Origin of the sequence: Deinococcus multiflagellatus, from assembly GCF_020166415.1 — a bacterium.
Classification (GTDB): domain Bacteria; phylum Deinococcota; class Deinococci; order Deinococcales; family Deinococcaceae; genus Deinococcus; species Deinococcus multiflagellatus.
Genome location: NZ_JAIQXV010000001.1, coordinates 459,982 through 473,404, shown reverse-complemented (window position 1 = coordinate 473,404; position 13,423 = coordinate 459,982). Strand labels below are relative to the sequence as shown.

The following is a 13,423-nucleotide window of genomic DNA, read 5'->3' as shown; positions in this document are numbered from 1 at the left end:
CCCGCCCCGGTTGACGGCCTGTCCAGGGTTTTCTGGCCGACCCTCACAGCGGAGCCTGGGGGCAACCTGGGTGGCCGCTTTTCATCTCTTTAGGGCGAATGAAAGGCATGTCCGTCAAAGACAGCGGAGTAAGCGAACTGGGGAAGGCCGCCCTTGGTAGCAGGTTGCAAGAGGAACAGCTGTCAAGGCCTGGGACGCTGCAAAAACGCCTTCACCGTACCCAGGCTGCCCGTCTCCAGCAGCAGTTCGCCGCTGGGGCGGTGCAGCAGGGCGGGCGTGCGGGCCAGGCCGTGCCGCCCGGCCAGCGCCTCAAAGTCGACCGGGCGCTCCTGGCGGTGCAGCACCTCAATCTGGTCGCCAAACGCGCCGCGCAGGGGCAGGGCCAGCATCCGGGCCAGCACCTCGCAGGCCGGGCACTGCGCCTGCGTGAACAGCACGAAGGGGCGCTCAGCGGCCATACGGGGCCTCCTCGGGCCACAGTTCTTCAAAGTCGGCGTCGGTCAGCGGCTCGGCGCGCAGTTTGGCGTAGCTGCTGCCCTTGGCGCTGAAAAAGTCGTGGGTGGTGCCCCGCGAGCGGATGCCGTTCAGGACCACCGGGTTCACGTCCTCTTCCTCGAACAGGCGCGGCAGCCCCAGGTTGTCGGCCAGCACGTTGAAGTTAAACCGCAGGAAGCGCGCGGCGTCGTCAACAAGGCCCAGGCGGCGGTAAAGCATGTCGGTGTAGGCCAGTTCGTTCTCGTACAGCCGCCACACCACCGCCTCGTACCACGCCGCCGCGTCGGCCTGCTGTGTGTCGCTCAGGGCGGCGAAGCGCTCCTGGGCCAGCAGGGCCACGTACACGCCGTGCACCGCTTCGTCCAGAATGATCAGGTTGAAAATCTCGCCCGCCGACACCATCCGCCCCTGCCCGGCCAGCAGCAGAGGGTAGTAAAAGCCGCTGTAGAACAGGGCCGTTTCCAGCAGGCAGGAGACGACCATCTTGCGCCACAGCCCAAAGTCAGAGCGGTCGGGGTCCTCGAACACGTCCTGCAAAAAGGCAATCTTGTCCTGCAACTGCGGCTGCTGCGTGACCCACTCGAACAGTGCCCGTTCCTGGGTGGTGGTCAGGAAGGTCTTGTTCATCAGGCTGTAGGAGCGCGCGTGAACGTCTTCCATCATGCCCTGGAACTGCAGCGTGGCCTTGCGAATGTGGCCGTCCACCAGCGCGCGCAGCGTGGGCATCCCCACCTCGCCCTGCAGGGTGTCCAGCGCGTTCAGCCCCGCCGAAGCGTGCATGTAGGTCCAGCGTTCGTCCTCGCTCAGGCCCTGCCAGGACAGCGCGTCGTTGGACAGTGGAATCTCGTCAGGAAACCACAGCTGCGAGGTGTATTTCTCGTAAAAGGCGACCGAGAAGCTGTCTTCCGGCTCGCTCCAGTTCGTGGCGGTAAACGGGGGGGTCATAGAAACCTCAGGCAAGGGGAGTGGGGAAGAGGGGGCGGGTACGCTGGCTCATGGCTCATGGCCTGTGGCCCCCCCTACACCGCACACCCGGCGCAGTTCTCCACGCTGACCTTCTTCAGCCGCGTGTAATACAGCGTTTTCAGGCCGCGCGCGTAGGCGTACAGGTAATAGCGCTGCAGGGTGCGGGTGCTGGCGGTGCTGGGCACGAACAGCGTGCAGGAAATGCCCTGGTCGACGTGTTTCTGCGCGGTGGCCACCGTGTCAATCACCCGGCGCTGGTCCATGTCGTAGGCTTCCTCGTAAAACCATTCGGTCCGCTCGTTCAGGTGCGGCATGGGGTAGACCGTGCGCGCCTTGTTGCTGGTGCGCGTTTCCACCCGTTCCGTCACCGGCATGATGCTGGCCGAGGCGTGCGAGACATAGCTGATTGAGCCAGTGGGCGCAATTGCCATCACAAAGGAGTGCGCCAGGCCGTGCTGCTGGATGTCGGCCACCAGCCCCGCCCAGTCCTGGCGGGTGGGCAGCGTGTGGCCGGCAAACAGGGCCTGCACCTCGGGCGTGCGCGGCGCAAAGTCCTGCTGCAGGTACTGGGCAAAGTGCTCGCCGCTCTGGTAGCGGCTGCCTTCAAAGCCGCTGAACACAAAGCCGGTGTCGCGGGCAATCTCCATGCTGGTGCGGCGGGCGTGGTAGTGTACGGCGGCGAAGTACACGTCCACAAATTCCAGCGCTTCCGGGCTGCCGTACACCAGTTCGTTTTTCGCCAGAAACGAATGCAGGCCCATGGCCCCCAGGCCCACCGAGCGCATCTCGTCGTTGGCGCGCTTCACCGCTGGCACCTCATGAATGGCCGTGGAGCGCGCCACGTTGTCCAGCAGGCGCACGGCCGCCCGCACCACCCGCCCCAGATCACCGCTGGCGAGGCTCTGCTCGATCACCAGCGAGGCGAGGTTGCAGCTCACGTCCAGCCCCACCTGATCGCGGTGTTCCTGGCCGTAGGGGTAAAAGGTGCTGGGCCGCGTGGGCTGCAGAATCTCGGAGCAGAGGTTGCTCATCTTGATGGTGCCCACGTTGGGAATGGGGTTGGCGCGGTTGGCGTGACCCTCGAACAGCAGGTAGGGGTAGCCGCTCTCGCCCTGCGTCACCGCGATCTCTTCGAGCACCCGCCGCGCCGAGACGCGCTTTTTGCGAATGCGGGGGTTGGCGGCCAGCGCCTCGTACTCGCGCGTCCAGTCGATGTCGGTGAACTCGCGCCCGGTTTCCTGGAAAAGCGAGTGCGGGTAAAACTGGTAGATGTCCTCGCCCGCGCGCGCCTTGATCATGAAGATGTCGGGAATGGTGGCGCCCACCGAGAGGGTTTTTAGTCGGGCGTCCTCGTCAGTGGCAATTTTCTTGGCGTTCAGGGTGTCCAGAAAGTCGGCGTGCAGCACGTTCAGGTAGATGGCCCCGGCGCCGGGGCGCTGCCCGGCCTGATCGGCGTAGCGCAGCATGTGGTCCAGCATCTTGGCCACGCCCATCACACCCTTGGTGACGTTCTGCAGGCCCCGCAGCGATTCGCCCCGGGCGCGCAGGTTGCTGAGTTCCACCCCAATGCCGCCGCCGCCCTTGGACAGCTCGGCCACAAAGGCCAGCGTCTTGGTGATGGAATCCAGGTTGTCCGTGCAGTCCTGCAGCAGAAAGCAGCTCACCAGCCGCCCCGTGTTCGCCTTGCCGGAGTTCATCAGGGTGGGCGTGGCCGGGGTAAAGGTCTGCGTGACCAGGTGCTCCACCAGTTCCAGGGCCCCCGCGCCGGAATCACTGCGGGCCAGGGCCGTCACGCTGAGGCGGTCCTCGTAGCGCTCCAGCCACGCCGTGCGGTCGGGGGTCATGGTGGCGTACTCCGAATAGAACTTGTGGGCGCCCATAAACGAGCGGAACTGAAAGCCCAGCGCCTCGGCCCGCGCAAAGACCGCCTGCACCTCCTGCGGCGCATAGCGCGCAAACACCCCGGCGTCCCATACGCCGCGCGCCACCAGCGCGTCAATTCTGGCCTGCAGGCTGGGAAAGGCCACCATGTTGGGCCGGACCTTCTGCGAAAGGTAGCTCTCCAGCGCGGCCTGATCAAAGCTCGTGTCCACGGCCGTGCCCGAGAGCACGCGGTTATTCAGTTCGGTCCAGGGGTCCATAGCGGGGTCCTTTTGGGGGAATGAAGGTCGGTGAGCTGGGCCTGCGCGCGCAGCCACGCGGTCACCTGCGCGCGGTCGGCGGCGGTGCCCCCTTTGTTCAGGCGGGCCACCAGCGGCACGCCGTACTGGGCAGCGATCAGGGTGCCGGCCCGCGCAAAATGGGCGCCCCAGTGGTAGCTGCCGCTGGCAACCACGCCGCGCAGGCCAGCGGCGTGCTGGGCCAGAAACGCCTGGGTGCTGGCAGGCACCTGCCCCTGCCCGAAGGTGTAGGTCAGCAGCAGGTAGGGCCCGGCAGGCGCGCCGTGGCTCATACGGATTCCGTCCATTTCCGGCACATCCAGAAAAGAGCTGGATGTGCCTCCAATTCCCGGAAATCCGCATTTTTTCCCTCTCCCTCCGGTCGAAAACATTCCGTCAGGTGTGACGGAATGTTTCGGAAGCTGGATCACGTCATGCACGGGCAGGCCGCCGGCTTCACGGGCCACCGCCTGCGCAAAGCGCCGCACGTTGCCGGTCAGGGAATCAACGACCAGCTGCACGGGGCTCCAGGGCGGGCACGGCCACTGGCTGTCCCTGGTCATCCAGCGCCACCAAGGTAAAGGTGCCGGTGCAGGCCAGTTCGCGTTCGTCGGTGTACAGCGCCTCACGGAACAGTTCGACCAGCACGGTCATGCTGGTGCGCCCGGTGCGAACCACACGGGCCACGAGTTCCACCAGCGAGCCCTGCGGAATGGGGTGGCGGAACTCCATGGCGTCCAGGTGGCGGGTGACCACCTTGCGGCGGCAATACCGGGTGGCGGCGATAAAGGCGGCCGAATCCATCAGGGACAGCGCCTCACCGCCAAACAGGGTGCCGTGGTGGTTGGTGTGGCCGGGGAACACAGCGTGCGTAACGCGGGTTTCGCCGGTAAAGGGCCGCAGATGGGGTGTTAAAGCGGGCGGGGCCGAAGTGGGCAGGGCAGCGTCAGGCAAAACGACCTCGGCTGACCGCTGGGGGCAGGGTCAGCAGAACAGCGCCCCCTGGGGCCAGGGGCGGCGAAGGTGAACCTGGGCCAACGGGGGGCCGGCAGGTTGAACGGGTCAGTGATGGGGTGGCCCGGCGGGCACACACGCTCCAGGGTTAAATAGCCACGAAACCAACCACCTTGCGCTCCTGACGCGGGAGCAGAAAAAGGGCGAGAACTCCGCGAGGCGAGCGTTCGGACTGAAAACCGTGGCGCGACCGTGCCGGACTGAAAGCCCCCGGGGTGGGGACCGTGACCGGACTTCCCTCTGTTCCTGCGGAGTGTTGCCACGCGGCAACAAACGTGCCGAGTCTACAGGTTGTACCCGGGCCGGTCAAATAGGCCCGGCAGGTACAAGATCTGGACGGCAAAAGAAACGCAGCCTCTGGGCGAGAGCTGCCTTCTGTCTTCCCTGCGGCTCTGTTCTTCGGCCGTCTTCGGCTGGTCCTGCCTCATGGCTCATGGCCCAGAGCCCACGGCCCCTAGCCCCCAGCTCTTACACCTTCACAAACTCCTGCACGCCCATCACAAACATCACGGCGCCGCCCACCGGCACCTCCACCGGGTCATTCACCAGGCCCTCGTTCTGCTCGCCCATGGGCACGCTGGGGGCCACGAGGCGGGTGCGGGTGCGGCAAGTGCGCTGGACGTGGCGCTTGAGTTCGTCCAGCCGCTCATCGCTCACGCCGATCATCAGCGTGGTGTTGCCCTCGCGCAAAAAACCGCCGGTGCTGGCCAGCTTTGTGACTTCAAAGGCGTTTTGCGACAGAACGCGCACCAGGGCGGTGGCGTCGGCATCCTGAATCACGGCCAGCACAAGCTTCATGCCCCGCACAATACCAGACCGACTATTTGGGCGCCGTCAGCTGCCTGCTCCCCAATGGCAAAGCCCCCGCACAGGGGCGGGGGCAGCGGCACAGCAGGGGAATCAGGCGACGTTCTTCTTGCGCCCGGCCTTTTCGGGGGCGGCGTTCTCCTGCCCCAGGGCCTGGGTTTCTTTCAGCCGGAAAATCACCAGGCTGCCCACGAAGGTGCAGGTGATCATGCCGTGGGCGTTGAGCAGGCTCAGGGCCGCCATCACTTCTTCACGGGTCAGGCGCAACTGCTCGCTCATGTACAGGGCGCTGTCGGCGCGGCCCTCAAGGTAATCCCGGACCTTCTTGGCGTTTTCGGTCAGCGGGGTGGCCGGCACGTCGGCCAGACCGGGGTCGGCCAGACCATAGACAGCGCGGGTGCCGGTGCCGGGCAGACGGCGCACGCGGCCCTGGTCCAGCAGGCTGGCCAGCGCGGCGCGCAGGTGCGACAACGCGAGGCCCGTGGTCTTGGCCAGTTCGGTTTCAACCCACTCGGGCTTGCTTTCCAGCGCCCTCAGCACCAGCTTCTCGTTGGCGCGCCGGGTTTCTTGCAGATCTTCAAGGGTGGGGGGATTAAACATGAATGCCTCCAGGCGGACTGCGGTGCACAGCGGCGCGGGCCGCAGGGCCGCCGCAGAACAGTGGTGGGTTGGATCCGACGTCACTCGGGACAAACAGAGTGCGAAATGGTGGGTAGAACCAGGGGTCGCTTTGGCGGAAAAGATGCGCTGGTGCGCAACTTTCCTATTGTTACAGATCTTTTCTCATGTTGCATGAGCGGCGGGGGACTTGTTTTTTAGCCCTGTCCTATGAAGCGGAACAGTTTTGGACGGCGTCTAAAGGTGATCTGTGGCCTCAGGAACGCCACATCTGAACATGGCCGCAGCCGTATTTGTGCTGGTGGGGTGCCCCAAGGCCACTGGTATGACTCCGTCCTCTATGGTTCAGGCCTCCAGCTCGTGGATGTTCCGGTGATGCGGCCCCGCCCCTCTGCAGCGGAGTTGCGTGTTCCTCTGCCAGCCTCCCAGCGCTCTGCACCAGCTCTTGGCTTGGGCGGCGTGCCCAGAGGGACCTGAAAGGCGGGCAGGCCCGACCGCGCCTGTGGGTCGCCCTAGCGACGTCGCGGAACCGCAGCGAACCCACAGGCGTAAGCGCATTGAAACCACGCTTACACTGCGTGCAAGGAGACACATGCTGGAACTGCGCGACATCACCAAGACCTACGGCACGTTCACCGCCCTTCGCGGCGTGACTTTGCAGACGGGAGGCAACGAGGTCTTTGGCCTGCTGGGGCCCAACGGCGCGGGCAAAACCACCCTGCTGCGCATTCTGGCCACGCTGCTGCGCCCCGACCAGGGCACGGCGCTGCTGGCCGGGCGCGACATTCACAGTGACCCTGAAGGGGTGCGGCGGGTGGTGGGGGTGGTCAACGGCGGCATGGGGCTGCCGGCCCGGCTGACGGGGCAGGAGATCCTGCGCTCGTTTGCGGTGCTCTACGGCATGACCCGCACCCAGGCCGACGCCCGCATCGCTGAACTGGACCAGCACCTGGAGCTGGGCCGCACGCTGGGCACCCGCGCCGGCGAGTATTCCACCGGCATGAAGCAGAAGGTGGTGATTGCCCGCGCCGTGATCCACGACCCCCCGGTGCTGATTCTGGATGAGGCGGCCAGTGGCCTGGACATCTTTGCGCGGCGCACCCTGCTGGATTTTGTGCAGGCCACGCGCGCCCCCGGGCGCCTGACGATCTATTCCACCCACGTGATGAGCGAAGTCGAGGAGGTCTGTGACCGGGTGGCGGTGCTGCATGAAGGCGCGCTGCTGGCCACCGGCACCATTCCAGAGCTGCTCTCGCGCACAGGTGAGCGCACGCTGGAGCGCGCCTTTTTTGCCCTGGTGCGCCCGGAGGTGGCCCATGCGGGCTAAGGGCCTGCGCCCGGCGCTGGTGTGGCAGGTGGCCACACGCGACCTGCTGGCCACGGTGCGCGACCGCCGCACCCTGAACGCCACCATCCTCATGCCCCTGATCCTGATTCCGCTGCTGACCCTGGGCCTGCCGCTGCTGATGGGGCAGCTGGTGGGCGGGCAGCAGCAGGAGCGCCAGAAAGTGGGGGTCAGCGGCACGCTGCCGCCGGCCCTGCGCGCGGCGCTGGAACGCGACGACACCCTGCCCGACGGCACGGTGGTGCGCGCCGGGGTCCGGTTGCAGCCGGTCGCGGACCCGGTGGCGGCGGTGCAAAGCGGTGAAGTGGACGCCGCGCTGCGTCCGGTGGGCGCCCTGCCGCTGCGGGCAGGTGACGGCACAGGCACGCTGGAACTGCACGCCAAGCTGGGCAACCTGCGGGCCCAGACAGGGGCGTACAGCAAGGTCTCGGAGGTGGTGGAAGCCTACAACCGGGGGCTCGCGGTGCAGCGCCTGCAGGGGCTGGGCCTGGGCGAGCAGGTGCTGCGCGCCGTCACCCTCAAGCCCGTGGACGCCAGCACCCCGCAGGAGCAGCGCAGCGGGCAGCTGGCCTTCCTGATTCCCATGCTGATGCTGCAGTTCATTCTGTCGGGGGCCATGGCCACGGCCCTGGACGCCACGGCCGGCGAAAAGGAACGCGGCACCCTGGAAAGCCTGCTGGTATCCCCTGTGCGCCGCGCTGAAGTGGTGGCGGGCAAACTGCTGGCCACCACCCTGACCGCGCTGACCAGCGCCGCGTTCAGTGTCATTGGCTTTGTCCTCAGCGGGCTGGCGATGCGGCTGTGGCTGCAGGGGCAGCCCGAACAACAGGCCGTCATGACCCAGGGCCTGGGCGGGCAGCTGAGCCTGAGCCTGGGGAGCACCCTGACACTGCTGGGGGTGGCCCTCAGCGCGGCGCTGCTGGTCAGCGCACTGCTGATTTCGGTGGGCATTTTCGCGCGCTCGTTCAAGGAAGCGCAGACTTACGTGGCGCCGATCACGCTGTTCGTGGTGTTGCCGGCCATTTTGCTGCAGTTTGCTGACTTCCTGCAGATTGGGCTGGGGGCCTACGCCATTCCGGTGGTGGGCGGCATGATCGCCATTCTCGACGCGGTGCGCGGCGCCCCCGACGCGGCCCACGTGCTGCTCGCCATGGCGGTGAACCTGCTGGGCGCGGGCCTGCTGGCGGCCTTTGCCCTGCGCTCGTTTGGCCGTGAGGAAGTGATTTTCCGCAACTAAGTCACTCGCTGTTGATCTTGAGATCAAGCGAGCGGGCTGGAACAGCTGCGTCGCAGAGCGAGAGGCGAACAAAGTGCCTCGCACCGAGAATGGAAACGTTTCGGCGCTCTTCTGAAACGTTGAAATGGGAGGGGCGAGGTCCTTAGCCCTGCGCGGGATGGAAGGGTGGCTTGGACACCATAATCCAGGCCACCCTTTCACCGTGCCCAGTGGCGTTCATCATGGCCGCCACTTCGGCAAGAGGCGCCCCGGTCCCCTGCTCCGCGTGTGGGCTGGCACTTGGCCCATGGCCCGGCCGCGCCGCATCTCCGCAGCGCCGCCGGCCCCAGGCGCGGTTCACCCAATGTTGCGCTCACCCTGGTTGATGCCGCAGCCACTCTCTAGAATGCCCGCGCGATGAGGGCAGCGGTCCTGGCAGACATTCACGGCAACGCCGACGCCCTGCGCGCCGTGCTGGCCGATGCCAAGGCGCAGGGGGCCGAGCGGCTGATTGTCAATGGTGACGTCGTGAACCGGGGCCCGGATTCGGTGGAGGCCCTGGAGTTGCTGCTGGGCCGCCCGGACGTGACCTTTACCCTGGGCAACCACGACGATCTGCTGCGGCTGTGGCACACGCGCAGCGACGCCCTACCGCCCGACTGGTTTGCCGATCCCTTCTGGGGCGCCACCGAGTGGAGCGCGCAGGCGCTGGACCGGGCCGGGCTGCTGCACGCCAGTGCCGCGTGGCCCATGTCCACCGAACTGTGGGAACCCGGGGTGGGGCGGGTTCTGCTGGCCCACGGCACCGCCGAGCACTACCGCGAAAGCCTGAGCGAGCAGACCCCGCTGCCACGGGTGCAGGCCCTGCGTGCCCACGGTGACGGCGCTCCCTATGACGTACTGGTGGGCTCACATATCCACCGCCCGGCCCACGCACGCCTGGACGGCACCCTGGTGCTGAACACCGGGGCCGTGGGTGCCCCAGCCAACCACGACCCCCGCGCCCAGTACCTGCTGCTCACCGCCACCCCTGGCGGCTGGGTGCCCACCTTCCGCGCGGTGCCCTACGACCAGGGCGGGGTGCTGCGCCGTTTTGAAACCAGCGGCCTCCTGCGCACTGGCCTCAGCGCCGAGATTTTTCGCGAGGAATTGCGCACGGCCCGCAGCCTCTACACGCCCTACTGGGGCTGGACCGAGGAGACTGGCACCCCCCGGACAGCAGACAGCTGGGCAGCCTTCCTGAATACCCAGGCCGTGTGCAGCTGATCGAGGCTGACGACCGTGTCTCAGGCCGTTGAAGGCGCAGTGCTGAAAGCTGCCGCCCCGCCTGTTCATGTCACCTCGACCAGGCAGGGAGGAGGAAAAAGCCGTGTTCATCGAGTGGGCTCGGCTGCACTTTCGCGCCGCCGATGGCATCCGAGGCCACCTCAAAACATGGCTTCACCGAGACTACGCCGTTCGCGTTGCACAGCCGTGAGGTTACGGGGCAGCCATCGTAGTGGAATGCCGTCTGAGCCATCGTCCAGCCGACATCAGGAGCTGAACTATTCCTCTCGCTTTCTCAGCCAGGCGCTGGTCAGTGGACCTCCACATGCGCAAGCGGTAATGAGCACCTTGCCAGTGATGGGAAAGCCGGGCCTTCAGGCCCGGCTTTCTTCAAGGGAGGTTGTGTTTGGACTTATAGAAATTTAGATAATCATGCCAATCGTTAAGTGCGCAAGGGAGTGTGTCTACTGAGTTGGGGTAATTTGGACAGTTATTATACCACTCGCTGGCTTTGACACTATTGCCCGCCTGTAATTGACCCTTAACCCAGGCAATAGCATGTTCTCTGGTTGTAATGTATTCAGGAACGCGACCGCTAATTCCCAAACCCTTGTCGTAGGCAGGTGTATAATGGCCACCGTAAGCATATCCATCGAATGTATAAGTACTAACCCAGACGACTTCGTGAACCGCCATTGCACTGCCTGGATAGATACAGAAAACCTCCAAGGGTAGGTTCATTTTTGAAGATGTTCCATTTATAGTATACGTTACGTCCAGGCTGTCCTGCCTGACTCCATCGTTGCCCCATAGGAGTTGTGGACACAGAGCGTCAAATTTAATTGAGGTGGAACCTTTTGGTGCGATAGAGAATGTTAGCGGGGAGGTGATTTTAAATATGCCACCATACGCTTGTATATAGTTGGCATTATTAAGAGACACCTGCATGGCAATATTGTTGTCGTTAGTCAAATGGATTTGACCAGCGGCAGGGGGTGCTTGCAATAGGTATCCACCATACAAGGGCGCTGGATTGGTGAAACGCAAAGGTTTTGGAGCTTCCTCTTTGCATTCCACGCTCACTTTAATTAATTTAGCATCTGATGTATTTTGCGTGTTAACCCATAGGTCCAAGGAATTCGTACCGACGGTGCTACAAAGATAACTTAAGCTGGTTGTGCTTACCTCATCCTTCTGCAAGCTCCCACTCTGCGGGCTGACGCTCAAGCCGCCGCTCGGCGTGAGGGTGTAGTTCAGTACGGAGCCGGGGTCACCCACGTTGCTGATCTCGAAGCTGCCAGAAGCGGTCTGGCCGACGGGGGCGGAGATTGTCAGCTGGTCGGGGGCTTGGAGTTTGGGATTACCTAATATGCAAGTGACTTGCACTGGCACAACGTACGGAGAAGGCTTGTTCGACGCATTCGACACCAGGCTCACCGTGAATGGCACATCCTTAAGGGGCGCCGTGCAGGGGTAACTCACGGTGATGTTGCCCTCTTGCTGCGGCTGGACATCCTGCGTCGTTGTGGGGGTCACAGTCAGACCGTCAGTCGAGGTTGCGTACACGGTTAACAACTGATCGCCAATGTTGCCAAATGTAATGCTCCCACTCGCAGTTTGCCCAACAGGCGCTTGGATAGCAATGCCTGGCACATCTGAGATCAGCGTATTTCCTTCACAAGTGACCTGCACAGATGCTGTCGAAATTACTCCGGTCACGCTGTTCTGAAGGGTGGCCGTGAGCGTCCCTTGCGTCGTTAAACTCAGACACTCAACATCTATTGTTTCCGATCCTGCCTGACCTGCAGCAACACTTCCTGCGCCTGAGGTGGTCAAGCGTGTCAGGAAACCTCCATTTCCAGAGACTGTAACAGTGTAATCAAGATCAATTTGCGCGCTGGCTCTATTACTAAATGTCAGCGTTGCTGTGCCGTGCTGTTTGACCTTCAAGCGAAGGGGTTGAGGGGTCAAAGTGACCTGCTCCGCGACGGGCGGACAATTTTTCTTGGTGCAGTCGTAGACCGCTTTGGCATGTGCGGCGGCGGCATCTGCATCGCGACTTCTAGGTCCAATGGCGTTCCAGGCCTGCCCACCAATCTTCCCCATCCAGCTTAGGACTGACATGCCAGGCATGCCCTTGACCGAACCGTAAATTTCGTATGCTTTGCGAGCAGAAAACTCGGAGGCACTTGTAATAAATTTTTCGATATCGCCGGCACACGCCTCGCAGCGCCCCCTAAGAGATTGAACCCCCAAACCCTGAGCTGAGGAAGTCATCACTTCTATAACATGTGGGTCATCAAAGAAAACAGGGGCTATCCTTCTTAATAAAAGTTGTCGTTGGGGTAGCGTGCTTTCTCCTAATTCGTTCATGTACTGTAAATAGAGCCCTAGATCGACTTGCCTTCCGCTCTTCAAATTTTTAATAATGACTTTTTGATCAACACCAACCATGTATTCGATGATATTTTTAACTGTATTTGTCTTAAAGTCAAATGTGGCACTAATGAAGTTTCTTCCGGATAACTCTCGACCGAAGAGTCCATATCCGCTACCATCAAGCTGGCCTGTTATCATATTAGGATCCAGCGCAATTTTATAAGACTTAAGTTGTACATCATTGTTTAAGAGCGCTATAGCTCTATCGGAATTTAAGCCCGTATTGAAAAGATTTCTTTCAGGTACGATCTGACGTATCTGCTTCGCACTCTGCCACTCGAGCTTAACTGCACCTGAGCTGGACTTGTCACGCAAGTAGTCCAGACGAATATCGTACTTCTCCCCGGCAACGAGTTGTAGCGTGGCAGTCGCGGTCCGAGAAGCATGTTCACTTTGGTCGTTGACTAAGATTTGTCCGTTAACGAAGAGTTGAACACTCCCAGAAGAGGTGAGGAAAAAGGTGTAGATCTCTGAGTTGGCGGCGGTCAACTGACCGGTCCAGCGCACGCTGTATGTAGAAGGATCAATCCCTGTAACAGGGCGACCTGTCCCCCAGGACTTATTGATGGTTGCGTCTACCTTAGTCACGGTGGTACCGGTGAAATCGGCGTTGTTGTAGTACACACCGGTCAGGCCAATGGTGGCGGTCGCTTGACTGTTCAGGTCATCTTCGACCGCCACCTCCGCACTAGGTGCTGGAGAAGGGCTGGGGGTGTTCTGGCCACAGGCCACGAGACTGCTGGCCCCCAACAGGCCGAGCAGGGCGGTGCGCCACTGCGGGAGTTTCATTCCGAACATATGCCTCCTGATCGCGCAGGTGCGGGTCTCGCGCCTGGCATCAGGTCAGGCTATAGAACCGTTTCTTCTCATGTGGCGCAAATGTGGAATACCCCCATCACGCTGGACAGGAACTGTCCAGCTGCCTTACCGGAGGGGTCCCTTTGCTTGGAACTCTGGGGTTCGACCCTGTCCTCACCTGCTGGCCCTGGCATGCTGGCTAGCTGTGCCACAGGAGCTTAACGCCAGTACGAAGGTGGCCCCTTGCCCGCAGTGCGGGCAAGAGGCCAGACGCCGCTGGGACGTCACCCGCACCGCCCT

General features: G+C 62.9%; 11 protein-coding genes. 3 read left to right on the top strand and 8 right to left on the bottom strand.

From position 1 onward, the window contains the following. Nucleotides 1-182: 182 nt before the first annotated feature. From K7W41_RS02210 to K7W41_RS02180, 7 genes are all read right to left on the bottom strand, one after another. Nucleotides 183-458 (bottom strand): thioredoxin, encoded by a 276-nt coding sequence (locus tag K7W41_RS02210; protein WP_224604229.1) that lies wholly within the window; start codon nt 456-458, stop codon nt 183-185. Then, nucleotides 448-1,440 (bottom strand): ribonucleotide-diphosphate reductase subunit beta, encoded by a 993-nt coding sequence (locus K7W41_RS02205; RefSeq protein WP_224604226.1) that lies wholly within the window; start codon nt 1,438-1,440, stop codon nt 448-450. The genes K7W41_RS02210 and K7W41_RS02205 overlap by 11 nt, the downstream gene beginning before the upstream one ends. A gap of 74 nt (nt 1,441-1,514) precedes the next feature. Then, the gene (gene nrdE, locus K7W41_RS02200) at nt 1,515-3,602 is read right to left on the bottom strand and encodes a class 1b ribonucleoside-diphosphate reductase subunit alpha (RefSeq protein ID WP_224604223.1); all 2,088 of its coding nucleotides are present in this window, start codon (nt 3,600-3,602) and stop codon (nt 1,515-1,517) included. Continuing rightward, nucleotides 3,581-3,928, bottom strand: coding sequence for a class Ib ribonucleoside-diphosphate reductase assembly flavoprotein NrdI (locus K7W41_RS23775; RefSeq protein ID WP_380054056.1), 348 nt, complete (start codon nt 3,926-3,928; stop codon nt 3,581-3,583). Before K7W41_RS23775 ends, nrdE begins: the two co-directional genes overlap by 22 nt. Nucleotides 3,929-4,124: 196 nt before the next feature. Further along, nucleotides 4,125-4,574 (bottom strand): acyl-CoA thioesterase, encoded by a 450-nt coding sequence (locus K7W41_RS02190; RefSeq protein WP_380054059.1) that lies wholly within the window; start codon nt 4,572-4,574, stop codon nt 4,125-4,127. 528 nt (nt 4,575-5,102) lie between these two features. Continuing rightward, complete coding sequence (locus tag K7W41_RS02185; protein WP_174366391.1) at nt 5,103-5,432, bottom strand: cyclic-di-AMP receptor; 330 nt, start codon at nt 5,430-5,432, stop codon at nt 5,103-5,105. 102 nt (nt 5,433-5,534) lie between these two features. After that, nucleotides 5,535-6,041 (bottom strand): transcription initiation factor IIE subunit alpha family protein, encoded by a 507-nt coding sequence (locus K7W41_RS02180; RefSeq protein WP_224604217.1) that lies wholly within the window; start codon nt 6,039-6,041, stop codon nt 5,535-5,537. Nucleotides 6,042-6,651: 610 nt separating this feature from the next. Between K7W41_RS02180 and K7W41_RS02175 the strand changes: the two genes are divergently transcribed. The 3 genes from K7W41_RS02175 (at nt 6,652) to K7W41_RS02165 (ending at nt 9,886) form a co-directional block, all read left to right on the top strand. After that, nucleotides 6,652-7,386 carry an ABC transporter ATP-binding protein gene (locus tag K7W41_RS02175; protein ID WP_224604214.1) on the top strand — a complete coding sequence of 245 codons (735 nt, stop codon included), beginning with the start codon at nt 6,652-6,654 and terminating at the stop codon, nt 7,384-7,386. Then, a complete protein-coding gene (locus tag K7W41_RS02170; protein ID WP_224604213.1) occupies nt 7,376-8,641 on the top strand; it encodes an ABC transporter permease in 1,266 nt (421 codons plus the stop codon). The genes K7W41_RS02175 and K7W41_RS02170 overlap by 11 nt, the downstream gene beginning before the upstream one ends. A 396-nt stretch (nt 8,642-9,037) precedes the next feature. Then, nucleotides 9,038-9,886, top strand: coding sequence for a metallophosphoesterase family protein (locus K7W41_RS02165; protein WP_224604211.1), 849 nt, complete (start codon nt 9,038-9,040; stop codon nt 9,884-9,886). 390 nt (nt 9,887-10,276) lie between these two features. On the opposite strand, the gene K7W41_RS02160 is transcribed toward K7W41_RS02165, so the two are convergent. Next, nucleotides 10,277-13,123 (bottom strand): PA14 domain-containing protein, encoded by a 2,847-nt coding sequence (locus K7W41_RS02160; RefSeq protein WP_224604210.1) that lies wholly within the window; start codon nt 13,121-13,123, stop codon nt 10,277-10,279. Nucleotides 13,124-13,423 lie beyond the last annotated feature (300 nt).

Coding starts and splice junctions, on each gene's coding strand:
- K7W41_RS02210 (WP_224604229.1), bottom strand. CDS start 458: ATGGCCGCTGAGCGCCCCTTCGTGCTGTTCACGCAGGCGCAGTGCCCG.
- K7W41_RS02180 (WP_224604217.1), bottom strand. CDS start 6,041: ATGTTTAATCCCCCCACCCTTGAAGATCTGCAAGAAACCCGGCGCGCC.
- K7W41_RS02185 (WP_174366391.1), bottom strand. CDS start 5,432: ATGAAGCTTGTGCTGGCCGTGATTCAGGATGCCGACGCCACCGCCCTG.
- K7W41_RS23775 (WP_380054056.1), bottom strand. CDS start 3,928: ATGGACGGAATCCGTATGAGCCACGGCGCGCCTGCCGGGCCCTACCTG.
- K7W41_RS02205 (WP_224604226.1), bottom strand. CDS start 1,440: ATGACCCCCCCGTTTACCGCCACGAACTGGAGCGAGCCGGAAGACAGC.
- K7W41_RS02175 (WP_224604214.1), top strand. CDS start 6,652: ATGCTGGAACTGCGCGACATCACCAAGACCTACGGCACGTTCACCGCC.
- nrdE (WP_224604223.1), bottom strand. CDS start 3,602: ATGGACCCCTGGACCGAACTGAATAACCGCGTGCTCTCGGGCACGGCC.
- K7W41_RS02165 (WP_224604211.1), top strand. CDS start 9,038: ATGAGGGCAGCGGTCCTGGCAGACATTCACGGCAACGCCGACGCCCTG.
- K7W41_RS02160 (WP_224604210.1), bottom strand. CDS start 13,123: ATGTTCGGAATGAAACTCCCGCAGTGGCGCACCGCCCTGCTCGGCCTG.
- K7W41_RS02170 (WP_224604213.1), top strand. CDS start 7,376: ATGCGGGCTAAGGGCCTGCGCCCGGCGCTGGTGTGGCAGGTGGCCACA.